At 44.9% G+C, this 25,080-nt stretch carries 25 protein-coding genes; 22 read left to right on the top strand and 3 right to left on the bottom strand.

What is annotated here, in order from left to right:
- Positions 1 to 7: 7 nt before the first annotated feature.
- The 5 genes from A9479_RS14495 to A9479_RS14515 are packed head-to-tail and all read left to right on the top strand — an operon-like array spanning position 8 to position 6,033.
- Complete coding sequence (locus A9479_RS14495; protein ID WP_064663798.1) at positions 8 to 1,240, top strand: efflux RND transporter periplasmic adaptor subunit; 1,233 nt, start codon at positions 8 to 10, stop codon at positions 1,238 to 1,240.
- Between the two features lie 10 nt (positions 1,241 to 1,250).
- Positions 1,251 to 4,394 (top strand): efflux RND transporter permease subunit, encoded by a 3,144-nt coding sequence (locus A9479_RS14500; protein ID WP_064663799.1) that lies wholly within the window; start codon positions 1,251 to 1,253, stop codon positions 4,392 to 4,394.
- Entirely contained in the window at positions 4,384 to 5,079 is a 696-nt protein-coding gene (locus A9479_RS14505) for a HupE/UreJ family protein (protein ID WP_064663800.1), read from the top strand. Before A9479_RS14500 ends, A9479_RS14505 begins: the two co-directional genes overlap by 11 nt.
- 55 nt (positions 5,080 to 5,134) lie before the next feature.
- On the top strand, positions 5,135 to 5,659 hold the full coding sequence (locus tag A9479_RS14510; protein WP_064663801.1) for a hypothetical protein: 525 nt from the start codon (positions 5,135 to 5,137) through the stop codon (positions 5,657 to 5,659).
- 41 nt (positions 5,660 to 5,700) lie between these two features.
- Positions 5,701 to 6,033 carry a DUF6488 family protein gene (locus A9479_RS14515; RefSeq protein ID WP_064663802.1) on the top strand — a complete coding sequence of 111 codons (333 nt, stop codon included), beginning with the start codon at positions 5,701 to 5,703 and terminating at the stop codon, positions 6,031 to 6,033.
- Between the two features lie 181 nt (positions 6,034 to 6,214).
- Here the strand turns inward: A9479_RS14515 and A9479_RS14520 are convergent, their stop codons facing one another.
- Positions 6,215 to 6,817 (bottom strand): hypothetical protein, encoded by a 603-nt coding sequence (locus A9479_RS14520; RefSeq protein ID WP_064663803.1) that lies wholly within the window; start codon positions 6,815 to 6,817, stop codon positions 6,215 to 6,217.
- Positions 6,818 to 7,184: 367 nt separating this feature from the next.
- On the opposite strand from A9479_RS14520, the gene A9479_RS14525 reads away from it, so the two are divergent.
- The 17 genes from A9479_RS14525 (at position 7,185) to A9479_RS19750 (ending at position 23,843) form a co-directional block, all read left to right on the top strand.
- Positions 7,185 to 7,511 carry a hypothetical protein gene (locus A9479_RS14525; RefSeq protein WP_064663804.1) on the top strand — a complete coding sequence of 109 codons (327 nt, stop codon included), beginning with the start codon at positions 7,185 to 7,187 and terminating at the stop codon, positions 7,509 to 7,511.
- A gap of 15 nt (positions 7,512 to 7,526) precedes the next feature.
- Complete coding sequence (locus A9479_RS14530; RefSeq protein WP_064663805.1) at positions 7,527 to 7,946, top strand: single-stranded DNA-binding protein; 420 nt, start codon at positions 7,527 to 7,529, stop codon at positions 7,944 to 7,946.
- A gap of 78 nt (positions 7,947 to 8,024) precedes the next feature.
- Positions 8,025 to 8,843 carry a phage recombination protein Bet gene (bet, locus tag A9479_RS14535; RefSeq protein ID WP_000414662.1) on the top strand — a complete coding sequence of 273 codons (819 nt, stop codon included), beginning with the start codon at positions 8,025 to 8,027 and terminating at the stop codon, positions 8,841 to 8,843.
- Positions 8,844 to 8,924: 81 nt separating this feature from the next.
- Complete coding sequence (locus A9479_RS19975; RefSeq protein ID WP_015066581.1) at positions 8,925 to 9,068, top strand: hypothetical protein; 144 nt, start codon at positions 8,925 to 8,927, stop codon at positions 9,066 to 9,068.
- A 60-nt stretch (positions 9,069 to 9,128) separates the two neighbouring features.
- Positions 9,129 to 10,145 carry a YqaJ viral recombinase family protein gene (locus tag A9479_RS14540; protein ID WP_032475122.1) on the top strand — a complete coding sequence of 339 codons (1,017 nt, stop codon included), beginning with the start codon at positions 9,129 to 9,131 and terminating at the stop codon, positions 10,143 to 10,145.
- 209 nt (positions 10,146 to 10,354) lie between these two features.
- The gene (locus tag A9479_RS14545; protein ID WP_007104990.1) at positions 10,355 to 11,314 is read left to right on the top strand and encodes an AAA family ATPase; all 960 of its coding nucleotides are present in this window, start codon (positions 10,355 to 10,357) and stop codon (positions 11,312 to 11,314) included.
- Positions 11,314 to 12,075 (top strand): hypothetical protein, encoded by a 762-nt coding sequence (locus A9479_RS14550; RefSeq protein WP_064663806.1) that lies wholly within the window; start codon positions 11,314 to 11,316, stop codon positions 12,073 to 12,075. The genes A9479_RS14545 and A9479_RS14550 overlap by 1 nt, the downstream gene beginning before the upstream one ends.
- 98 nt (positions 12,076 to 12,173) lie before the next feature.
- Positions 12,174 to 13,127, top strand: a complete 954-nt coding sequence (locus A9479_RS14555) for a DUF3150 domain-containing protein (RefSeq protein WP_064663807.1) — start codon at positions 12,174 to 12,176, stop codon at positions 13,125 to 13,127.
- Between the two features lie 61 nt (positions 13,128 to 13,188).
- On the top strand, positions 13,189 to 13,629 hold the full coding sequence (locus tag A9479_RS14560) for a hypothetical protein (RefSeq protein WP_064663808.1): 441 nt from the start codon (positions 13,189 to 13,191) through the stop codon (positions 13,627 to 13,629).
- Between the two features lie 69 nt (positions 13,630 to 13,698).
- The gene (locus A9479_RS14565) at positions 13,699 to 15,354 is read left to right on the top strand and encodes a VWA domain-containing protein (protein ID WP_064663809.1); all 1,656 of its coding nucleotides are present in this window, start codon (positions 13,699 to 13,701) and stop codon (positions 15,352 to 15,354) included.
- Between the two features lie 81 nt (positions 15,355 to 15,435).
- Positions 15,436 to 15,933 (top strand): DNA repair protein RadC, encoded by a 498-nt coding sequence (radC, locus tag A9479_RS14570; protein WP_064663810.1) that lies wholly within the window; start codon positions 15,436 to 15,438, stop codon positions 15,931 to 15,933.
- The gene (locus A9479_RS14575) at positions 15,933 to 16,274 is read left to right on the top strand and encodes a hypothetical protein (RefSeq protein WP_064663811.1); all 342 of its coding nucleotides are present in this window, start codon (positions 15,933 to 15,935) and stop codon (positions 16,272 to 16,274) included. The genes radC and A9479_RS14575 overlap by 1 nt, the downstream gene beginning before the upstream one ends.
- 90 nt (positions 16,275 to 16,364) lie before the next feature.
- Positions 16,365 to 17,432 (top strand): primase-helicase zinc-binding domain-containing protein, encoded by a 1,068-nt coding sequence (locus A9479_RS14580; protein ID WP_064663812.1) that lies wholly within the window; start codon positions 16,365 to 16,367, stop codon positions 17,430 to 17,432.
- Between the two features lie 89 nt (positions 17,433 to 17,521).
- Positions 17,522 to 18,229, top strand: a complete 708-nt coding sequence (locus A9479_RS14585; protein ID WP_000989526.1) for a hypothetical protein — start codon at positions 17,522 to 17,524, stop codon at positions 18,227 to 18,229.
- 295 nt (positions 18,230 to 18,524) lie between these two features.
- The gene (locus tag A9479_RS14590; RefSeq protein WP_082918341.1) at positions 18,525 to 18,830 is read left to right on the top strand and encodes a tyrosine-type recombinase/integrase; all 306 of its coding nucleotides are present in this window, start codon (positions 18,525 to 18,527) and stop codon (positions 18,828 to 18,830) included.
- Positions 18,831 to 18,903: 73 nt separating this feature from the next.
- Positions 18,904 to 20,457, top strand: coding sequence for a PAS domain-containing methyl-accepting chemotaxis protein (locus A9479_RS14595; protein ID WP_064663813.1), 1,554 nt, complete (start codon positions 18,904 to 18,906; stop codon positions 20,455 to 20,457).
- 92 nt (positions 20,458 to 20,549) lie between these two features.
- The gene (locus A9479_RS19750) at positions 20,550 to 23,843 is read left to right on the top strand and encodes an EAL domain-containing protein (protein WP_082918342.1); all 3,294 of its coding nucleotides are present in this window, start codon (positions 20,550 to 20,552) and stop codon (positions 23,841 to 23,843) included.
- An 82-nt stretch (positions 23,844 to 23,925) separates the two neighbouring features.
- On the opposite strand, the gene A9479_RS14605 is transcribed toward A9479_RS19750, so the two are convergent.
- Positions 23,926 to 24,888, bottom strand: a complete 963-nt coding sequence (locus A9479_RS14605) for a diguanylate cyclase (RefSeq protein ID WP_064663814.1) — start codon at positions 24,886 to 24,888, stop codon at positions 23,926 to 23,928.
- Between the two features lie 5 nt (positions 24,889 to 24,893).
- The coding region (locus A9479_RS19980; protein WP_064663815.1) for a hypothetical protein at positions 24,894 to 25,080 on the bottom strand (187 nt) is incomplete at its 5' end.

Here is a 25,080-nt window from a genome sequence, read left to right on the forward strand (position 1 = left end):
CAAACTTATGAAAAATAAAAATATCCTGTCGTCACTGAGCTTGGCGATACTTATCTCATTAACAGGTGTCATCGCACCTAATGCTGTTGCATCATCAACACCAGCAACAGAGCAAGCTGAACCAGAGAAAGGTCCACACCGTGGGCGCATGTTACGAGATGGTGACTTTGCAATAGAGCTATCTATTTTTGAAACAGGTGTGCCACCAGAATTTCGAGTTTGGGCGACTAATGGTGGACAGCCAATAGACCCAAAGAAAGTCGATTTAAGCGTAAAATTAATTCGCTTAGGCGATGGTACTGATGATATTAACTTTAATGCCCAAGGTGATTTTCTTCGCGGTGATATGGTCATTTATGAGCCTCACTCTTTTGTTGTTGCCATTGAAGCCACTTATCAGGGTAAAAAGTACAATTGGCGATATGACAACTTCGAAGGTCGCACCACTATTGAACAGGCAGTTGCCGATGCAATGGAAATCAACACTGAAATTGCAGGCCCTGCGACCATTCATCAAACCATTCCCGCTTATGGCAAATTAAGTTTACCTGTGGACGCTAAGCGAAACATTGCTGCCCGTTTTGATGGTGAAATCACCAAGTTACATGTCAATTACGGTGAAACTGTTAAACAAGGCCAAACGCTGTTCACAGTAGAGAGTAATGAAAGTCTTAAACCCTACGTTATTAAAGCGCCCACTAACGGTGTTGTTACCCAGTTATTCGCAAACGCGGGTGAGCAAACGGGTGGTAGAACCTTACTGACCATTACTAATTTTAATCGCCATATTGCCAAATTAGCGGTTTATCCTTCGGATTATTCCAAGGTGAAACTGGAAACGCCAGTAACGTTAAATGTTGAAGGTCATGAGGAAACCCTAGCAGGTAAGGTGTCATTTATTGAGCCTAGCGTGAGAGATGATCAGGCAAGAATAGTTTGGGTCGAATTAGCTGATGGCCTCTTTTCTGAAGGCAGTTTTGTTAAAGCTGACATAGAAATTGCCACTATTGATGTGCCACTGGCAGTTAAACGTGTGGGCTTGCAAGGCTTTAGAGATTTTACTGTCGTTTACGCCAAAGTGGGTGAGCAGTATGAAGTTCGTATGCTTGAGTTAGGCCGCGCTGGAGGCGAATGGATTGAAGTATTAGGTGGCTTAAAAGCGGGAACCGAATACGTGACCGACAATAGCTACATCTTAAAAGCCGACATTGAAAAGTCTGGCGCATCACACGATCACTAGGAGTGTATAAATGTTGGAGTCAATTTTACGCTTTTCAATAAAGCGCAAATTCCTTGTGATGGTGATGGTATTAGCGGTTTCAGGTCTAGGTATTTGGAATTTTACCAAACTACCGATTGATGCAGTGCCCGATATCACCAATGTGCAGGTAATGATCAATACCGAAGCGGCTGGTTTTACTCCGTTAGAAGTTGAGCAAAGGGTAACCTTTCCGTTAGAGACCGCGTTGTCGGGTTTACCGGGGTTGACCTATACCCGCTCAGTTTCTCGTTATGGCCTATCTCAAGTGGTTGCAATATTCAGTGATGATACTGATGTCTATTTTGCCCGTCAGCTTGTTAATGAGCGTTTATCAGCGGCACGCGCTGAATTACCGCTGGGCTTAGAGCCTCAACTTGGGCCAATTGCGACAGGTCTTGGTGAAATATTCATGTTCACCGTTGATGCTGAGCCTGATGCTACACATGCTGATGGCACGCCTATTACACCAACGGATTTACGAACCGTACATGACTGGACAATAAGACCACAGTTAATGCGGGTGCCGGGTGTAGTAGAAGTGAACCCGATAGGCGGATTTGAGCGTGAAATATTAGTCGCTTTCAAACCTGAAAAGTTACTTGCTTTTGGGCTGTCACAAGCCGATGTGGTTGATGCAATTTCGCAAAACAACCAAAACCAAGGTGCAGGCTTTATTGAGCAAAATGGCGCACAGTGGTTGTTAAGGCTGCCCGGTCAGGTTACTGATATGACTGCCATTGGTAATATTCCGCTTAAGTCGCTTGATGGTTCATCAATTTTTATAAAAGACGTAGCCGATATTGAAAACGGCAAAGGGCTAAGAACTGGTGCTGCTACACAAAATGGTCGTGAAGTGGTAATGAGTACGGTGTTCATGCTTATTGGTGAAAACAGCCGCACCGTTGCCCATGCCGTGGGAGAAAAGCTCAAAGAAATTAACGCCACTTTACCAGAAGGGATTGTCGCAACCGCTGTTTATGATCGCACTAAATTAGTTGATAAAACCCTGCAAACGGTTCAGCTTAACCTGACCGAAGGGGCGGTTCTGGTTATCGTTGTACTTTTTGTCTTGTTAGGGAATTTCCGAGCCGCATTCTTAACTGCCTTAGTGATCCCTTTTGCCATGTTGATGACAGTGACAGGTATGGTACAAACTCGCGTGAGTGCAAACCTGATGAGTTTAGGCGCGTTAGATTTTGGCTTGTTAGTCGATGGTGCCATTATCATTGTAGAAAATTGTCTTCGCAGGCTAAGTCAAGCAGGAAACAATCCTCTGCCGCTAAAAGAACGCATGGAAGTCGTTTTCGAAGCAACAAAAGAAGTCATACGCCCAGCTTTATTTGGCGTGTTTATTATCACCGCTGTTTACTTACCAATTTTTGCCTTAGAAGGCGTTGAAGGCAAAATGTTCCACCCGATGGCGATCACCGTGGTTATCGCGTTACTTAGCGCTATGGTGTTATCGGTTACCTTTGTACCCGCTATGGTTGCCTTGTTATTTAAAAAGCCCGTGAAAGAAAAACATAGCCCAATAATTCGTGGTGCTGCTGTTCTTTACAAGCCCGCTTTGAGCTATGTATTAAAAGCCCGCTGGTTAGTTGTTGTAGTCGCAACAGTATTAGTTGGCTTTACAGGTTATCAGGCAACTAAGTTAGGCAGTGAATTTGCGCCTAATTTGGATGAAGGTGATATTGCCATGCACGCGCTGCGAATTCCGGGTACGTCATTGTCTCAAGCAATCGCGCTTCAGGAATCTTTAGAAGATAAAATTAAACAAATGCCAGAAGTTGAACGCGTCTTTGCCAAAATAGGCACAGCCGATGTTGCAACGGATGCCGTGCCGCCAAGTGTCGCTGATAACTTTATTATCTTGAAACCTCGCGAGTTATGGCCTGATCCTGACAAAACTAAAGTACAAATTGTAGAAGAGCTGGCCGCGCTAGTAGAGCCAATTCCGGGTAACCGCTATGAGTTCTTGCAGCCAATACAAATGCGTTTCAACGAATTGTTAGCTGGGGTCAGAGCTGAACTTGCGATAAAAGTGTTTGGTGATGACTTTGATACGTTGACCACGTTAGGCGACGAGATAGAGGGTGCAATCTCGCAGGTTGAAGGTGCCGTAGATATACAAGTTGAGCAAACTACTGGCTTACCAATGCTTAGTCTTGTGCCAAATCGTGAAAAACTGATGCAGTTTGGTATTAGCATCAGCCAAGTACAGTCTCAAGTGGCAACGGCTATGGGCGGTACAATCGCAGGTAAGTTTTATCAAGGCGATGTCCGTTCTGATATTGTAGTGCGTCTTGCAGAGTCTAAGCGTAATGATATCGATTCATTACCTTATTTACCGATAACTTTGGCTGATGGACATTCAGTACCGCTTAAAGAATTAGTTGATATTGAGTTGATATCTGGTGCAAACCAAATTAACCGTGAAAATGGTAAACGGAGAGTGGTGGTAACTGCCAATGTTCGCGGAAGAGACTTAGGAAGTTTCGTTGGTGATATTAAAACGGTTATTGAAGAAAACGTAGAAGTTCCAGCAGGCTACTGGGTGGAATATGGCGGCACTTATCAAAAACTGCAATCCGCTTCAGAGCGCCTGAGTATTGTTGTACCTGTCACTTTAATCATGATTGTTGGTTTGTTAATCCTCGCACTTAACTCATTTAAAGATGCCATGATCATCTTTACGGGGGTTCCGCTCGCATTAACAGGTGGTATTGCTGCACTGTTACTACGAGATATTCCGTTCTCAATTTCGGCAGCGGTTGGCTTTATTGCCTTATCGGGCATAGCCATTCTAAATGGTTTGGTTATGGTGTCGTTTATTAGGGAGCTGCGCAAAGATGGGCTGGCACTTGATAAAGCAATCTTTGATGGTGCGCTGACGCGTCTTAGACCTGTGCTAACAACGGCACTCGTTGCATCATTAGGTTTTATTCCTATGGCGCTAAATACGGGCATAGGCTCAGAGGTTCAGCGGCCTCTAGCAACAGTGGTCATTGGCGGCATTATTTCGTCAACGATTTTGACCCTGTTTGTCATTCCTGCCTTGTATAGAATTTTACATAAAGAAAAGGAGTCTATTTTGACTGATGTTGAAGTATTGGAGTCACAAGATGCCAAGTAACATGATTAAAGTACTGACCTATCTGACGATTGCGCTGTTAGCGCTTATCAGTGTTGAAGCTTTGGCTCACGGAGTTGATGACAAAACCAGAGCGTTTTTAGAGCAAAATACGGGTGTTCAGTTTATTCCATTCTTATACATAGGCGCTAAGCATATGATAACGGGCTATGACCATTTGTTGTTTTTAGTCGGTGTTATCTTCTTCTTATATCGCAGCCGTGACGTACTTTTGTACGTCACTATGTTTACTATTGGACATAGCACAACATTGCTATTTGGCGTGTTAAGCGATATTCAAGTTAATGCTTATTTAATTGATGCCATTATTGGTTTCTCGGTAATTTACAAAGGCTTTGATAATTTGGGCGGCTTTAAGCGTTGCTTTAATTGGCAACCTAATACTCAATGGACAGTGCTGATTTTTGGTTTGTTTCATGGCTTTGGTTTAGCAACCAAGTTACAAGAATTCAGCCTTCCGGATGATGGCTTAGTGACCAATTTAATTGCGTTTAATATTGGTGTCGAGCTTGGTCAATTTGCGGCACTTGCACTGATACTTATTTTGATAAATGCGTGGCGAAAATTACCGTCATTCCAACGATTTTCAACAATTACCAATGGCGCATTAATGAGCGCTGGTGTGATGTTGATGGGCTATCAACTTACAGGTTATTTCGTTATTTAATTGATTCAATCAATAGAAATACGCGACAAATTAGAGAAAACAAAAAGAGAATCTTATGCAACATACAGTTAGTACCAAAACACTCGTTAAAGCGAGTATCTCAGCAGTCGTCGTCGCGGCTATTACTCTGGTTACCTTTATCTTACCAGCAGAGTACAACATCGATCCGACAGGTCTCGGTGGCAAGTTAGGTTTAACAGCACTTGCACAAGCGGCTGAAGTGGAAACAACGTCATTAGAGACAACTAAAGGCACCGATGAGTTTCAAACAATAGAAGTGACCGTTCCAGCGGGACGCGGCATCGAATATAAATTTTATATGAAGCAGCATGAAAAAATGACCTATGAATGGTTAACCGATGGTGCTTCATTGTACTTCGATTTACATGGAGAGCCTGAAGGTGACACAACGGGTTATTTTGAAAGCTATGCCATTGCTACTACTAATGAAATGAAAGGTAGCTATACCACGCCATTTACTGGTTCTCATGGCTGGTACTGGAAAAACAAATCAGACAAGCCTGTTTCAATACAACTAATGGTTAAAGGGCAATATAAAGTTATTGGCCTTAAACAATAACTAATTTAACTTTACGAATTTCATACGAGATGGAGACTAAAATGAACAAACTAATATCAATTATTGCACTTTGTGGTGTTCTAATTACTGGTAATGTGCAAGCACATGGCGATCATGGGGTTATCAGCGGTCAGAAAGCAATTAGCATTTCTGCCACCTTGATCAAAAAGATGACATTTAAAGACGCGGGTTTTGAAGTTGGTAAGTTAGATGAGTCATGGAAGAATATTGATAAATCTCAACTTTCGATTGCTAGCGTTGAAGACAATTTCTATGTAGTTAGTGCATCTAATGCTAGCAACGAAGATAAGCTTTACTTCCAAATTGCAAAAAACGGTCAAGTATTAGCGGTTAAAAATAAAAACGACTTTTAATCAATTAAAAGGCACCTTTTGATACATGCATGAGGTGCCTTTGTTTTGTATCAAGTACGCTTATGACACAGAGCCACTGGTCGGCTCTAACTCATTTCTGTCCAAAACTGTTTTACAAAGTCCACAACTGCAATTTAGAAGAGCCCCTTCGAGAGGGGCTGGTTGATGGGAGCCCAGTTGGCTAGTTGGCGGGGGTATCTGTTTCCTCTTCAGTGATATCGTCATCGGTTGAAGGCACAGCTTGCTCAACTTCTGCTTCTTTACCCTTAGCTTGGGCTGATTTTCGTGCTCGAATTTCGATATCAATTATGCGTCGAGCCAGTTTGATAATGCGCTGTTGCCATGCGTAGTTGCCATCAACACGTTGTTTGTTGCTAAGCACGCTAGATAACCAAAGTGTGTCCATTGAAATCATCAATGCATCGAGTTTGCGAACTAAGCCGACAAACTGGCCAACCTGGGGCGAGCTGATTTTGGCGTTGAAGGTTATCGGGTCGGTGTAGTCAGGTACTTCATCGATGCCATTGGACTCCATCAGTTTGTCCAAACGATCTTGTTCGTTGTCTACCGCCTTAGCGCAATCTTCGATCAACTGGCTAATGATCTGTTCCACTTCATCAATTTCGTTCTCATCGCCAATGATGCGCAGGATGACATCGATTCCGTAAAGCGCACTGACCGTCCGTCTAAAAACACGGTCAACGACACGTTGCGCCTGTAAGCTGTTAATTGTAAATGATTGTTCAAAGATGGGTTTTGAGTAATTGGGTTTTGCTTGGGCCATAAGTTTGCTCCTGATATGACAATAATCAGTTCCTAGCCTAATCCTCTGTGAGGTAATGGCCTTTCAGCTAGGTGGAAGAATTGAGCATCTTTCTGACTATCCTGTCTGGATAAGACGGTTACACTGACTTTCAAATATTGCTGATCTGTTTCAGTGATATCTGCGCCTGAGAGCATGAGCTCAAAGGAAGCCCGCCGCTGAGTTTTCTCAGTGGTACTAAGAGGTAGCTAGCCTCCTTAAACAAATAGCCTGCATGTTTTTACATGCTCAACCATGCGTTCCTTGCGGTTCGCCTTTTCACCACCCAACTGGGGGAGTTTTCCCCAGTTGGGGGTGACTCCTTCAAAACTAAATTAAGGAGTCACCAATGGAATATATCTTCGGATTTATTATCCAAATCGCAGGCATTATGTTGCTTGCAAAACTGAGCTGGTCGCTTTTGCGATTGGTTGCTCGTCAAAGCGTGCGCCCGTTTCGATTTGTCCTTACTCAAATCAAGCGTTTGCTCACACCAACACCAAAACGTCGTCCAATGGCAGTGCCTAAAGCTCCTGGTATGCCCCGTTTGACATCTGCGTTTTACAAAGAGCCACATCAGTACGATATGGCTTTACTCGAAATACCAACCTATCTGCGCCGTCAGCCTTCTTTGCCCAGCCGGGCAGAAACGACTGTGTGCACAGAGTTCAACTAAGACGAGGAGAACATCATGAAAAACCAAGTAACACTCATAGGCTACGTTGGCTCTGAGCCAGAGACGCGAGCCTATCCATCAGGTGATTTAGTGACCAGCATTTCGCTGGCCACTTCTGAGAAATGGCGCGACCGTCAATCCAATGAGCTCAAAGAGCATACGGAATGGCATCGGGTCGTTTTTCGAGATCGTGGTGGATTTAAGTTAGGGCTAAGAGCAAAAGATTTAATCCAAAAAGGAGCGAAGCTTTTTGTTCAAGGGCCTCAGCGCACGCGCTCATGGGAGAAAGATGGCATTAAGCATCGATTGACCGAAGTGGACGCGGACGAGTTTCTGCTTCTTGATAGTGTGAACAAAGCATCTGAGCCATCACCGGCGGATGATGCGGGCTCCCAAGCTAATTGGGCACAAACTTATCCTGAACCAGATTTTTAACCGAGCGAAAACGCTTTAACCCAGCCGGGAGTACTTTCCCGTCGGGGCAGACTCCCACTTTGATTGTCGGAGTCCACAATGGAAAAACCAAAGCTAATCCAACGCTTTGCTGAGCGCTTTAGTGTCGATCCAAACAAACTGTTCGATACCCTAAAAGCAACAGCATTCAAGCAACGTGACGGTAGTGCACCGACCAATGAGCAGATGATGGCGCTCTTGGTAGTTGCAGATCAGTACGGCTTGAACCCTTTCACCAAAGAGATTTTTGCGTTCCCTGATAAACAAGCTGGGATTATTCCAGTGGTAGGTGTCGATGGATGGTCTCGCATCATCAATCAACACGACCAGTTTGATGGCATGGAGTTTAAGACTTCAGAAAACAAAGTCTCACTGGATGGCGCGAAAGAATGCCCGGAATGGATGGAATGCATCATCTACCGGCGCGACCGTTCGCACCCAGTCAAAATCACTGAATACCTGGATGAAGTCTATCGACCGCCTTTTGAAGGTAACGGCAAAAATGGCCCTTACCGTGTAGATGGTCCATGGCAGACGCACACTAAGCGAATGCTAAGACATAAATCCATGATCCAGTGTTCCCGCATTGCGTTTGGCTTTGTGGGAATTTTCGATCAAGACGAAGCGGAGCGAATTATCGAAGGCCAAGCAACACATGTTGTTGAGCCATCTGTGATTCCACCCGAGCAAGTTGATGATCGAACCCGAGGGCTTGTTTACAAGCTTATCGAGCGGGCGGAAGCTTCAAATGCTTGGAATAGTGCATTGGAATATGCCAATGAACATTTTCAAGGTGTTGAACTGACGTTTGCGAAACAAGAAATATTTAATGCACAGCAACAAGCAGCCAAAGCGCTCACACAGCCTTTAGCTTCTTAGCGCCACGCATTCATTCTACTAACCCTGTCGGGATTATTCTCCCGTCAGGGGGAAGGTCTCGTCTTTTTTTGGAGATCTTCCATGACTAAATCAGCCTCACTTTTTCGCTTGGTATTGGTTGTTGCCCTTGTCTTAGGTTCGATTCAAGCCGGTAAAGCGGCAATTGATTCGGTTCAAGCAAGTGTTGTTCAGCACCAAACAGCGTTAGCACAAGCTGCAAAGTAACCACTTAACCCTGAAGGGGAGTTCTCTCCTTCGGGGGAGTCTCCCCTCAAAGGAGGCAATATGAAGGTTATCGACCTATCACAACGTACTCCTGCATGGCACCAGTGGCGCATTGCAGGGGTTACGGCATCTGAAGCCCCAATTATTATGGGGCGTTCACCCTACAAAACACCTTGGCGATTATGGGCAGAAAAAACCGGATTCGTATTACCGGAAGACCTGTCAAATAATCCTAATGTGCTTCGCGGTATACGGTTGGAGCCTCAAGCAAGGCGAGCATTTGAGAATGCGCATAATGACTTTCTTCTGCCGTTATGTGCTGAAGCTGATCATAACGCAATCTTTCGAGCCAGCTTTGATGGCATCAACGATGCGGGCGAACCCGTTGAACTGAAATGTCCTTGCCAGTCAGTTTTTGAGGATGTGCAAGCTCACAGAGAACAAAGCGAGGCGTACCAGTTGTATTGGGTGCAAGTACAGCATCAAATACTGGTCGCCAATAGCACGCGTGGTTGGTTGGTATTCTATTTTGAGGATCAACTGATTGAGTTTGAAATACAACGAGACGCGGCGTTCTTAACTGAATTGCAAGAAACAGCGCTTCAGTTTTGGGAGTTAGTACAGACCAAAAAAGAACCGTCAAAATGCCCTGAACAAGATTGTTTTGTTCCCAAGGGTGAAGCCCAATACCGCTGGACATCGCTGTCTCGGCAGTATTGCTCAGCACATTCCGAAGTTGTCCGACTGGAAAATCACATTAAATCTTTGAAAGAGGAAATGCGAGAAGCTCAGTCAAAATTGGTCGCTATGATGGGTAATTACGCTCATGCGGATTATGCTGGGGTCAAACTCAGCCGCTACATGATGGCGGGCACTGTGGACTATAAGCAATTGGCCACCGATAAATTAGGCGAACTGGACGAACAGGTTTTAGCCGCTTACAGAAAAGCGCCACAAGAGCGGTTGCGCATCAGCACCAATAAGCCAGAGCAGCCCGTTGAAACACCAATCAAAATCAGCCTTGAGCAAGAGAACTTGGTTCTGCCAGGTGACTCGCCGAGCTCATTTTACTTTTAACGTTCACTTGGAGCCGATTTCGGCTCCTTTCTCATGCGCTTACATCGAGTGCATCAGAAAGCAGTTTCACTCGTAGCCCATGCTGGGTACGAATGATAGAGCGAGCTGAACTCTTACATACACAGCCATACCACAATCAACATACCACCCGACGGGGACTTCATTCCCTGCTGGGGCATGGGGCCTCGTCAAAACTGATGAGGTTTACCATGACTGAACAATCCCCATTTTTGGTTCAAGTGAATCAAGCGTTTAATGTCCCGGCTCCTGATGCTTTCGTTCTGGAAGGATTTAGTGCCGACACTACCCATCCAAACATTCCCGTTCGCAAGGACGAGTATGTTTTTAGAAAAGAAGACTTACGTGACGTATTGGCGTTCTTGTCTAACCCAGACGGTGACGGTTTGTATATTACAGGCCCTACTGGATGCGGGAAGACCTCGCTAATTTGCCAAGTCGCTTCTCGATTGAATTGGCCTGTTCAGCAAATTACTGCGCACGGTCGATTGGAATTGTCCGATCTTATCGGTCACCACACACTGGTTAATGGCAACATGACCTTTGTGTATGGACCGCTGGCACTGGCTGTAAAGCATGGCCATTTGCTGATCATTAATGAAATGGATCTTGCTGAGCCTGCTGAACTGGCTGGGCTCAATGACATTTTGGAAGGTGCCCCTTTGGTCATCGCACAAAATGGCGGAGAGATCATCATGCCACACAACAAGTTTCGTTTTATCGCTACCGGCAACAGTGCGGGCAGCGGTGACCAAACGGGCTTGTATCAAGGCGTGCTTCAACAGAATTTGGCTTTCCTTGATCGCTTTAGAATCATCGAAGCGACCTATGCAGAGCCTTCTGTAGAGGAAGCCATTCTGGAGAACGTTGCGCCGGGCTTACCAGAGGTCTTTCGCCAAAAAATGGTGAAGGTGGCTGGTGACATTCGTCGTCTTTTTATTGGGGGCGCGGATGGCGGTGCAGAGCTTAGTATCACCATGTCCACTCGGACCTTGGTGCGCTGGGCAAAGTTAACACTTGCTTTTAAAGGCGCTCCTAACGCAGTGGAGTATGCACTGGTTCGGTCTTTGACGGCTCGTGCTGAGTTGGAGCAACGTGAAGCCATTCACCGTATTGCCGCTGATGTCTTCGGTGACCACTGGGAGGATTGATGATGGAAAAGTGCTTTGCTCTTTACCGTTACAGTCATTCTGATGGGACAGCCAAAGAATGGGCCATTTACGTTGGATCAGATAACCAGGAGATTGAAGTTCGGTTTGGAAAAGCTGGTCAATTGTCGCAGCAGCGATTGATTGACTCGACTGATCCTAACGCAGAAGCAGACCGAAGAATCAATGAGAAAATCAACAAGGGTTATAGATTTGTTGGACAAGTCGGCATTGATCATCAAGGGCGGCCATTTGAACTCTCAAATGCGCTTGATAGCGTCGCGTGCGCCAATAACGTCAGTTGGGAGTTTCGTACTCGCAAGGACGTCAATGGCCAAATCTCGCTGGCGCAAAAAGCGTTGTTCGATATGGCAAAGCTGCTTGAAGCCTATGGCTTGGCTGTTATTGATGATAACCAGGTCAGGATTGGAGAATGGTCATTAGGGTTTTGCAAAAGCGGATTACCTAGTACCAATCAAATCAGCATGGTGTCAGGTGAAGGCATTGTTAACACGGATGATGGCCCGTGGCCATTGTTGCTGTTACTGGCCTTTAAGCGTCAATTACCAGCATTGTGTTCGCTCACAGTAGCGAGTCCTGAAGGGATAGAAGTATCCGACCAACTGAAGTTGGAAAAAGATGTATTGCGGTTGCTAGGCAGTGATTTAGAGCGGGTTCGCCCGATAGCTGAAGCACTGGACTTAATGCCTGTGAAAATCGATCTCAACCAATCGTCGCCTGATTCGCAAAATTACTATTTCTGATAGTGGTATTGCCATTAGCGCGTCAACTACTATCACCCAAACGGGGGCCATTGCTCCTGCTGGGAGTGGTGCGTCCCCATATCGCATGAGGATGCACTATGAGTATTCAAACCCTCGACAAACTTTTGATTTGTCACATCGACTGTTCCATCTGGAGCGGTAGAAAAAAACTAAGACCTGAAGATTTCAGATTAGCCAATGGCAGCCAACTTCCACCGAAGGATGTTGCCAGCTTAGGGAGTAAAAAAATTTGCGACCCAGAGGCATTGGCGAACTTTGAAAGGCTTAAGAAAGAAGCGCAGCGCTTGTGTGAGCAAGTCGGTGTGCGGTTTTTAGGTGGCTATGCCGTCCCTGAAGACCGAATTGATCAGATTGTTCCAGAGCTTGACCGGATCGGTCAGGAGTTTGCGCAGTGCAAGCAGTTGTTCTTGGACAACTATGATCAGGTGACGTTTGACTGGGTTGCAAAACACCCGGAATTTGCAGATGCAATCCGGCGTGCATTATCACCCATCGAAGACGTGGAACAACGGCTTCAGTTCGATTATGCCATCTATCGAATGCAACCGGCTGAACAAGCTGGAGGCTTAGATGACAAGGTCAATGGTATGGGACACACCCTCTTTAGGGAGGTGGCTCGTGATGCCAACGAACTGTTTGAGCGTTCCGTTGCAGGTAAGAATCAAATCAGTCAGCGAGCCCTTAATCCTCTCAAACGGTTAAGAGACAAGTTGGATGGTTTGTCCTTCCTGGATCACCGAGTTCAGCCGATGGTTGAAGCGATGGACAATTTATTTGTTCGTCTGCCTAAGACCGGCCCTGTAACAGACAATCTCTATCACGAACTGATGGCGACCATTTTAATTTTGTCTGATCCAGACAAGATGAGAATGCACGGTGAAGGTCAATTGGATATCAGACAACTGATGCCCAAACCTGAACCTAAACCCGCACAGCCAGTACCTGCTCAGGCAGATAACTTGCGTGCAATACCCCAACCAACCGTCAGACCAAACCTTGGTTCGACTGTACCAAACTCATTTTATTTCTAACGTCCTTGGGGGCATGTTGCCCTGAAGGGCGCATGTCCTCTGAACTATGTAAGAGGAAATTATGCAATCAACTATCCATAACCCCAGCCAACTGAACCAGTTTGAAGCACATTTTCGTGGTGTGACTGATGCGGTTGAAAGTGAATCGATACCAGAAGTGGCGTGTTGTCGAACGTTAGTACAACGGTCGTACTCAACACATAGTGTCGTGATCCCCAAGAACCCTGTGCTGATCGCAGATGCGGACGCACAAGGAGCTTGGGTAACGGCCATGGTATTTGTTCCAAACATGGCATTGCAGCAAACCGCTCATGAGCGGGCCTGGCTGCAATATCAACACGAGGTGTCTACTCAGTTACAAGACCAGTACGGTCTGACATTGGATGACATCCTGAGTTTAGACCAGCTTAAAACGTCATTTGAGCAGCACGAGAGTCCAGCTCAATTGGTGGCTTGGCTAGGTCAAAAATACGACCTGGATAAGCTAGAAGCACTGGTTTAAACACTCACATTCCCAGCGGGGAAACGCTCCCGCTGAGGGAGTATTCCCCCTAATGATTAGGAGACTCCCATGAATCATCCATTAAAAAACGCACTGCCAATCGTTGCCGCCGCTTATGGCGAAAAGTTTGGTGTGAAGGTGCTTATTCAAGGACAAGATGCGTTTACCGATGGTGAGCGGATTGTGATCCCAACAGCAAACCCAGACGACCCACACTATCAACAGATAGCTTGGGGTTATCTGGCTCATGAAGCGGCGCATATTCGCCATACTAATTTTGACATGGTGCAGAAGGCGTCGTCCAAACCGATCCGTAAGGCACTTCTCAATATCATTGAGGACGTTCGCATTGAAAACGAATTGGCAAAGGATTATCCCGGAACCCGGCGCAGTATTTCGCAAGTGATTGAGTACATGGTGGACACACAGCAAATGTGTGTACCTGAACAGCTTGAGCCTGCATCTAACTTGCAAGCATGGTTGTTGTTCCGCTTGAGATGCCATTTTCTGGGCCAGAAAGCGCTGACGCCTTTGTATCAAGCAGTAGATGAAAGAGTGAGACAACTCTTTCCTGCCGCAGCGATGAGCCGATTAAGCGCCATGCTGACAGCAGTGCCTAGCCTGGCATCTACAGGTGAAGTGCTAAAACTTGTCGATGCCATCGTTGCCATGTTGGAAGAGGAATCTCGTCCACCACAGGATGAGTCGGATGCTAATAGCGGTAATGACATTGGACAAGATTCGAGTAATGACAGCAATAACAGTAGTGGTAGTCAAACCCCAGAAACAGACTCGTCTGCAACGGGGGATTTTGCTGAAACGGGTGATTCAGATAACTCTGATCAAGCTGACAATTTGCGACAAGCCTTAGAGGCCAGTGCCGCTCAGTTTGAACCCGATACCTTTGCACAAGTGGCAGAAGTGTTGTCGGAACAAGCTGAAGGACATCAGGGCGTCACTCCACTCAGTTTGCCCCAAGCAGAGCAAGCTATGTTGGGTGATGAGGCCATCTTGACCTTATCGGCGTCTGAGTCGGCTCAAATTCGAGCCCGACTTAGAGGTATGGTTCAGTCCAGTCAGGACAATCGGAATAATGCCAAACAGCACGGTCTTCGAGTTGCAACCCATCGTCTTGCCGCTTCCCAAGCAGGTGAGTCGAGATTGTTTATTCAAAGGCTGCCGCGCATTGCGCCCAATGCTGCTGTGCACTTGCTTGTCGATATATCGGGCTCAATGGGTAAACCTATTGGCGAAGGTAATCGCAAGTACTTTCATGTTGCCAATGAAGCCGCTTTGGCTTTGGCCATGGCATTGGAAGGTATACCGGGTGTTGTACCTGCGGTCAGTTATTTTCCTGGTATTCATCAGGAAGTTTCTATCGCGTTATTGCCCAAGCAATCGGTTCGACATCGGGCCGCCTGTTTTGACCAAAAACCAAGAGGTTGTACGCCTATGGCACAAGCTATGTGGTTTGCGGCAAACAGTTTGTTAGCACAAAAACAGAAGCGAAAGCTAATGATAGTGCTAACCGATGGTGACCCAGATGACTGGGCTGCTACGCATGACATTGTTGACCGTTGCAGACGAAGTGGCTTTGAGCTGCTGGGGATCGGGATTCAAACACGCAGTGTTGAGAAATTCTTTCCTCAAAGCATCGTGATTAACGACGTCAAAGATCTGAAGCGTGAGTTATTCGAAGTAACACAACAACTGTTAGTTCAGTGACCACATCAATTTTACCACCCTGCGGGGACGATTCCGTCCCCGTCAGGGCATGGGTTCGTCTCCGTTTTTTTGGAGACTCCTATGAAAAACAAAAAGTTCTTAGCTGGCGAAGAAGCCGGTACTTACATCGTTCCTGACCAAGTGACTGAAGCGGATATCTTAGATATGGCGCTTAAACTTGCCCGTGGTCGATTGACTAAAGGTCGCAAAATTGAACAGCCATCATCGGCGTTCTCATACCTGCAAACACTGATGCACGAGTATGAGCACGAGGTTTTTGGTGTGCTGTTTCTTGATACAAAGCATCGCGTCATTCGATTTGAAGAGCTGTTCAAAGGCACTTTAGATGCGGCGAGCGTGTATCCAAGGGAAGTAATAAAGCGTGCGCTAGAGCTTAATGCGGCAGCAGTGATACTGGTTCATAACCATCCATCGGGTGATCCTGAGCCCAGTGAAGCTGATAAACGCATAACTCATCGACTCCGTGACGCCTTGTCACTTCTTGATATTCGAACGCTTGACCATGTCGTGGTCGCATCCGAGGGCTGCGTTTCGCTTGCCGAACGCGGTTATCTTTAATGAATGGGAGTATTGCCCATTCTCCTTCATCACAAAAGCAGTCACTTCAACACACATCATCACAGCTCGAATTTCTATTTGAGTTTGATGATGCCCCAGTCACTTGGTCTGACACGGAAATCTGGCAGTTACGCGAAGGCATTCTATTGGATGCAATCCGTGTATTGCTGGACGGTCGTGTCAGTACTCGATTGCGCAAGGATGTGTTGTCGTGGATTCAAAATGACGAAATAGCGCCATTTTGCTTTCGTGTTTGCGCAATGGCTGCGGTTGTCGATCCTGATGTGCTTCGTGATTCCATCATGTGGCTATTAAGACGACACGGTATCCAGCTTGACTAACGATCCTGTATTAACCGAACGGCTAATGCGGGACCCAAGCTGACTTTTACCACTAGTGGTAGGAGTCGGCATTTTACTTAAGGAGGTTATATGGCGTTACCTTTACAAATTGACACAGTAAGGCCATATCTCAATGGCCAATGGCTTCAAGTCTTGGCGGCATTGGTGCCAGAACTTGATGCAGCTATTGCTCGAAAAGGCCGTCATGTGGCTTGCCCTGTTCATGGCGGTCGTGATGGCTTTAGGCTGTTCAAAGATGCTGAATATACCGGTGGTGGCGTTTGTAATACCTGCGGTATCTTTCATGATGGCTTTGAACTGTTGTCTTGGATTAATGGATGGAACTTTGCTCAGTCTATTGAAGCAATCGGCCAAGTTCTAGGTATTCAACCCGGACAAGTACCAACTCGGGCAGTACCGAGTAACACTGTTGACTGGAAGACTAAAAAGCAGGACGAGGACAAAGCGATTATCCATCGCTTGAATCAAACCTGGGGAGAAACGTTATCTCTTGCAGATACTCGTGCGCAACCAGTTTGGAACTACTTGCGTCGTCGTGGCATTGTTACCCGGCTTCGTCCTGAATGGGATTCGGTGCTGAGGTTTCATCCAAACTTGCCTTACCATGATGAAGATGGCCTGTTTATCGATAGTTACCCATCTCTGCTAGGTAAAATCGTTACTCGACAAGGGCGTTCGGCCACGTTTCATCGGATCTACCTAAGTGAAGATGGATTCAAAGCGCCGGTTGAAAAGCCTAAAAAGATGATGCCGATACCAAGTGACAGAACAATCACAGGTGGTGCCATTCCTATAGGTGAGCCTGGTGAGGTATTAGGTGTTTCTGAAGGCATCGAAACAGCTTTAGCGGTTACCAGAGCTACGGGACAGACATGTTGGTCGGTTGTGAATGCAACGCTACTGGCTAGGTTTGAACCACCAAGTAATGTGAAAATGCTGTACATCTGGGCAGACCACGATCTCTCTGAGACTGGCCTGAATGCAGCGAATGAACTCAAGAAAAAAGCCTGGCAGAAAGGCATTCTGACACAAGTCCTGATCCCTCCGATACCAACGTCACTCGGCGTGAAAAGTTGGGATTGGAATGATGTACTGAATGTTTACGGTGCCATGGGCTTTCCGAAAGTTCATATCTGATCCAAGGGGCTTCGGCCCCTTTTTTTGCGCCTTGCATATTTGAAAAAACATGGAGAATGAAAAATAGATAACCAATAGGAGAAACAAACATGATGGTATTAACCCTGTTAACAAAGCAGATTGATGGTGAGTTTACGGTTTACTGGAAGACCGGCCTTCGAAGAGGTGGCGAGCTAAAGGTCAATTTAGGTGAGCAATACGACAAGCTACCTGAGCAGCAAAAGCCAATTGCAGCTGAGCTTTATGCTATTCATCACCTACTGTCAATGAAAGAGGTGATGGGGAGTAACCGAAGCGGTAATGGGCTTCAAATCCGGGTCAGTAAAGGAGCCATCAAAAAGTTACAGAAACAACGCTCAACTCAGCATTCACTTTACAGCCTGACTAGGTTCTTGCTCACCCGTTACCAGGAAGCACAGATCTCGGTAGAGAAACGGGAAGATTGGCTCTCATATTCCTTTGAAGAATACAGCGTCGATAATGCTACAGTGAGAGAAATCGATGAGGTAATCAACGTTCCGAACATTGGACCTGTCGTGGTGACTCGTCATGCACTGGAACGGTTTGTGGAAAGGCTTTCAGACGGTGTACCTAAGCATCCTTGGAAGGCTTTGTGCACAAAGCTGTTATGTTCTGCGCTAACTAAAGCCGAGTTACCAGAAAGCGTCGCTACTAAAAAAGCAAAAAAATATGCACAAGAGGCCGAATTCTGGCAGCACGTGGAGAGCAAGATGTACTTTGTTATGATTACGGGTGACTCAATGAAGACATTGGTTACGGTTTTTGCAGTAAAGTAAGCTAATGTAGTATTCGCACTTTATGAATATTACTTATGTGCCAAAAGCGGAGATTGCACCAGATCATCAGCAAAGACTGCTTTGCAGCTTAAAGCGGTCAATACTTAAGCAAAATATCACGCTTGTTCGACGACGTTTATTTGCACAGTCATCGTCATTAACGCCCTACCTGTATCATCTTTCAATGCTGAGCCTGTAATGGTTTGCTAGGCATTATTAATGAAAAAATCAAATCTGATTATTTTTTCTGCGACTCAGTCGATAACCCGATGTCACTACAAAACAACGAGACTGGATAGCATACGCTAAATTAAACGCTACTGACTATTTATTCCCATCACGAAAGCATACTGTGCCGAACCTTGGCACACGTGCTTATGACCGGCTTGTGCATAAATGGGTCAGCTCGATTGGTCTAGATAGTAGCCTCTATGGCACCCACTCTATGCGTAGAACAAAAGTATCTATTTTGTACAAACGCGACAAAAAAATGCGTGCTATTCAGTTATTGCTGGGCCATAATAAAATTGAGAGTACGGTGCGCTATTTGGGGATTGATGTGCAAGATGCGTTGGCGTCTGCAGAGAATCTTGAGCTTTAACTATCTATTTTTAAGTAACTCGCCATAATACAATTTAGGTTAGTTTTTCAATACTTTGCGATAAGGAACATTCATGCGTAAAAACCTTCCTGTTACTGATAGAGAAATAACGTTCGGAAGCAATACTAAGTTAATTTCAGTAACGGATACTCAAGGGACTATTCTTGAGTGCAATGATGCCTTTGTTGAAGTCAGTGGTTTTGAAAAACATGAGCTAATAGGGCAGCCTCACAATATGGTGAGGCACCCTGATATGCCTCCAGAAGCCTATAAAAAAATGTGGCACTACCTTAAGGCCGGAAAACCTTGGATGGGCTTGGTGAAAAATCGTTGTAAAAATGGCGATTTTTACTGGGTAAACGCTTATGTTACGCCAGTAACACAGAACGGTAAGGTGATCGGTTATGAGTCTGTGCGCTCTTGTCCATCAAGACAAGACGTTGAACGAGCAGCTAAGCTGTATCGTGATATCAATGCCGGCAAAACGAAACGCGCCGCTTTACCCATATCACTTGAAAATGCTTTTTTAATCTTATCTATCGCCATTTGTGCTGGTTTATTTGGCTTCGGTTTCAAAGCGCTTTCAGAGTTAGCTTTGCTTGTCTCTGCCATCATCTTTGCCTTTTGGGTCTCATTAAATAGAAAGAAAACCCTGAATGCATTAAACGAGATGCTCAATCTTGCATTTTCAGATGAACTTGCAGTACAAAGTTACACTGATGAAACAGGTGATTTAGGTAAGCTAAAAGTGGCTATTCTGAGTCAGTTAGCGCATTTAGGCACGGTGATTACCCGCATAGAAAGTGCAGCGCTTGTCGTTGCCAAAGAGTCTGAAAAAGGCGCGGAGCTCACAGCAAAAACGCGAAAAGATATAGAGAGTCAGCAGTCTGAAACGATGCAAGTTGCCACCGCGATGAACGAAATGTCGACGACTATTGCTGAAGTATCTAAGCATGTCAGTGATACCGCTACGCAGGCTGATACTGCTAACCATCTTGCAGTAAAAGGCACTAAGGTGGCGAATGTTACCCGCGACTCTATTCAAAAGCTAAAACTAACGGTAGAGCAAATTGGTAGTTCTGTGCGCGGTGTGTCAGAACAAACCTCACGTATCGCCAGTGCCGCGCAAATAATCGAACAGATTGCAGATCAAACCAACTTACTTGCCCTTAACGCTGCTATTGAGGCCGCTCGTGCAGGTGAGCAAGGTCGAGGTTTTGCCGTGGTTGCCGATGAGGTAAGAAGTCTTGCCCAGAGAACTCAAGAATCGACTAAAGAGATTTACGGTATCGTCACCGAATTAACGCAACGCGCAGGTGATGCTGTGAACGTCGCTGATGCTGGCGCGACTGATGCCGAAGAGGGACTCTCTAATGTTATTGAAAGCGGCAAAATGTTAAGCGGTATTTCAGAATCCATAGGTCAAATCGCCTCTATGTCGACCCAAATGGCTGCAGCAGTTGAAGAGCAAGCTCATGTTGCTGAGGACATTAACCGGCAAATAGTAAATATTTCAACGCTTGCCGATTTAAGTAATGACAGCTCGATGCAGCTTTCAGAGACGATTATTTATTTGAACAAGATTGCTGATGAGCTTCATGAACTGGTAGTACGGTTTAAGCGGTAATCTTTCAAGTGAAAGCCTAAAACATTTAAGATTGTATTCTTGCAGTACAATTGATAATAATCGATTAAGCAGCAAATTATTGGAGTAACGTTTTGAATGCACCTGAATTCCCTGTTGATGAAGCTGCTCGTTTACTTGCATTACAGCGAACTAATTTGCTGGATACGCCAGCAGAGAAGCGCTTTGACCGCATTACAAGATTAGCAGCGTCTGTATTTAAAGTGCCAATATGCCTTATCTCTTTGGTGGATAGTGACCGGCAATGGTTTAAATCTAAAGTGGGTCTTGACGCTTGTGAAACAGGCCGTGATATCTCATTTTGTGGCCATGCGATATTGCATGAGGATATTTTAATTGTTTCAGATGCAACAAAAGATGAGCGCTTTTCGTCAAATCCTTTAGTAACCCACGCGCCGCATATTCGTTTTTATGCGGGTGCACCGCTGCGAGAGACAAGTGGGCAACCCATCGGCACTCTATGTCTCATTGACTCCGTGGCCAGAGACTTTTCAGCAAAAGAGCAGCAAGAACTGCGCGAATTTGCAGACATGGTTGAGTATGAAATTGCCAAAGAAGATCACGCTCGACTTCAAGAGCAGTTTTTAAAAGGCATGGCAAGAAAAACCTCAATACTGGCAACACTGCCTGATATGGTATTTGTTATTGATCGAAACTGTCGTTTTTTGGTTTGCAAAGAGCACCCTGACTTACTTAAACTGCAACAAGACATTTTGGGTCATACTGTCCTTGAGGTACTGCCCAATGAGTTAGGTCATGAACTTGTAGCTTGCCTAAGGCAAGCCTTTTCTACTGATGATGTGATTCATCATAACTACACTTTTGAAACGTCAAATCAATCGTTCGAAGCCCGATACAAAAAAATTGATGATAATGAGGTATTGGTGGTCATACGCAATACCACGGCACAAGTTGAAGCGCAGTCAGAAATAAGACGCCTTTCTGAAGTTGCAAGGCAGACAACCAATGGTGTGGTAATAACTGATGTCAAAGGTCGAGTTATATGGATTAATGAAGCCTTCTCCTTTCTTACAGGATATGGCATTGAAGAAATGCAGGGTAAAAAGCCTGGGGAGTTATTACAAGGGCCCGACACTGATCCGGCCACTGTTGCAATAATGAGAGATGCGCTTGCTCAACAGAACGGCTTTAATGTTGATGTTGTAAATTATTCAAAAGCGCAAAATTCCTACTGGGTGAGAATAGCTTGTAACCCGCTGTTTAGTGAAAGTGGTAGTTTGAGCGGCTATATTGCAATTGGAACAGATATTACAAAAGAGAAACAGGATGAAGAGCTCATAAGGAACAGTCAGAATTTACTTAAGGCCGTAATAGACGCTAACAATATAGGCACATGGCATTTTAATATTCAAACAGGCGAGTTGATTATCAATGATAAATGGGCCGCATTACTGGGTTACACACTTTCTGAGTTATTACCTGCAAACAGAAGCACGTGGGAGAGGTTAACGCATCCTGATGACCTGGCTTATTGTGCAACTATTCTTGAAAAGCACGCAGCAGGTCTTATTCCTATATATGAAGCCAATCTTCGTATGAAACACAAAAATGGTGAATGGATATGGATAAATACCAGAGGGCGTGTGTCATCGAGATCAAATGATGGCAAAGCTCTATGGTTATTGGGTACGCATTTTGATATCAATGACCAAATAATTGCAGAAAAAGCGCTTAGTGATAAGTCAAGGCAGATGGAAGCTGTTGTTGAAGGGTTGCTTGATGGCATTATTACTATTGATGGTCGTGGTAAAATTCTGACATTTAACCAAGCCGCACAGGAAATCTTCGGCTATACGGAAGATGAAACGCTTGGCAAAAATATTAGCATGTTGATGGGGTCACCTCATCGAGAGCATCACGATAGCTACTTATCAAATTATATAGAACGTGGTGTCAGTGACATTACTGGGCGTATTCGTGAGCTTGAGGCCTTGCGCAAAGATGGTTCTATGTTTCCAATCGAGCTTGGTGTAGTTGAAGTTCAAATGGCTGGTGAAGTTAACTTTATCGGTGTTGTCAGGGATATCACTGAGCGTAAACAACGTGAAAATGAAATTCACCAGTTAGCATTTTATGACCCATTAACATTGCTACCTAATCGACGTCTGTTGTTGGACAGATTGACGGGAGCTATAAATCATAGCGTTCGTACAAGGAACTTCTCAGCATTATTTTTTCTTGATTTAGATAACTTTAAAAACCTTAATGATAGTGCTGGTCATAATAAAGGTGATTTGCTGTTGTGTCAGGTCGCTGAGCGTCTTGTCAACTCAGTGAGACAAGGTGATACCGTAGCGCGTTTAGGCGGCGATGAGTTTGTTATTATTGCATCAGATTTAAGTCATGAACCAACATTAGCAGCGAACCAGGCTGAGAGACTTGCACAAAAAATCGTGAGTAATTTAACAAGGGAATATAATCTTGACGGTCTAACTTACAATAGTTCGGCAAGCATTGGTGTAACACTTTTTAACAGTGAAAATCTGTCAAAAGAAGATTTGTTAAAGCAAGCTGATATGGCTATGTACAAGGCTAAATACGCTGGTCGAAATGGTGTGCAGTTTTTTGACCCGCAAATGCAAGTTGCAGTAAACTCAAGAGCAGCAATTATTAGCGACTTATACTCTGCAATACAAAGCCAGCAATTTGTACTTTTCTATCAAAAACAGGTCAATCACCTGAAGCAGTGTATTGGTGTTGAGGTATTGTTACGCTGGATACACCCAGAAAAAGGAATAGTGTCACCATTGCAATTTATCCCCTTAGCGGAGGAAACAGGTCTTATTGTGCCCATTGGCGAGTGGGTACTCCTGGAAGCTTGCAGCACACTAGCGCAGTGGTCTTTAGAGCCAGAAAAGCAACATCTTAGCATTGCAGTTAACATAAGCGTAGTTCAATTTAGCAAAGATAATTTTGTTCAGAGTGTTTTCAATGCATTAGACATCTCAGGCGCAAATCCACAGTTGCTGAAACTGGAAATTACTGAAACGCTGCTCGCAAACAATATTCCCGATGTTAAAGCTAAGATGAAAGAGTTGCAGCAGCATGGAGTTACTTTCTCTATCGATGATTTTGGTACAGGTTATTCATCCTTATCTTACTTAAAGCAATTGCCAATAAATCAGTTAAAAATTGACCAAGGATTTGTTCGAGACATTATCAATAGCAGTAATGACAAAGCCATTGCCCAAGCAGTTATAACTTTAGCCGACTCAATGGAGCTGCAAGTCATAGCTGAAGGTGTTGAAACAGAAGCGCAGCGCGCATTATTACAGAGTATGGGGTGTCACACCTATCAAGGCTATTTGTACGGAAAACCATGCCGGATAGAAGAGTTGCATTTTTAACATCTAAACATCTACTTTTAGGAGTAAGCCGATATTCATTCGTGATGCTTTAAAGGAAAAATCTTAATCCAGCTTAAACCACTCAGGTCTGAGTCGCTGATAAAAGTGCGGGGGTAATTTCCATCACGGAAAATGTATTTCGGCCGTGTTGTTTACTTTTATAAAGCTGCTGGTCTGCCAGTTCTAGAATATTGCTATCGTAGTCTTCTGGTTTATTTGCGACGGCAATGCCAATGCTGATACTCAATTTGGTGGTTGGAGTCTGGGGGTTTGCGATATCCAGTTCCAACACATTATGGAGCATCTTTTTTGCCACGGTTACTGCGCCATTGATATCGGTATCGGCTAGCAACACTACAAATTCTTCACCTCCATAGCGGGCGACCATGTCAATCGGTCGCGAAAAGCTATGCTTTAGGGTATTGGCGACTTTACGTAAAGCATCATCTCCCGCTAAATGGCCAAACGTATCGTTATATTTCTTAAAGTAGTCAATATCCACCATCATTACTGCAAGAGGGTTTAAATTACGTCTGTGTTGGGCAAGTTGGATTGATAAAACGTTATCAAAATAGCGACGATTATAAATACCGGTTAATCCATCCAGATATGCTTGAGAGCGCAGTTCATCGGATTGTCTTTTTAGTGTTAGATGCACTTTTACACGGTTGCGTAGGGTATTGGCATTAAAGGGCTTATGAATAAAATCGACGCCACCGGCATCCCAGCATGCATCTTCATCCTTTTGATGATGCAAACCAGTGACGAATATAACCGGAATATCTGCCAGTTGTTTATCGGCTTTTAATTGCCTGCATGTTTCCAATCCATCCTGCTCAGGCATTACTACATCTAACAAAATGAGATCAGGCCGACTGTCGTGGCAAACTTTTATTGCCTGTTTGCCGCTTGTGGCCATCAGAATATTGTACTCGTTGCCTAAAACCTGAAAGACAATCTGAATATTAATAGGTTGATCATCGACAACTAAAATGGTTGCAGGGAATTGGCTGATAGCCACATTTGGTATAGTGTCAGCTGACATATAAACTACTCTTTGAATTGACTTAACATTTTATCAACTATCACGACTGCTTGCTCAAAAGTCAAGTTGACTAGAGCCTCTTCAAGCTCTTTATTTAGTTCAGGTGTTTGAGCCTGCAGTGACGGCGCTAATTGCTGATAAAGTGGCAACGCTGCCATATTAGCATGATTGAGATGTTGCTTTAGCGTCATT

It is taken from the genome of Pseudoalteromonas sp. MQS005 (assembly GCF_001661605.1).
Lineage (GTDB): Bacteria > Pseudomonadota > Gammaproteobacteria > Enterobacterales > Alteromonadaceae > Pseudoalteromonas > Pseudoalteromonas tetraodonis.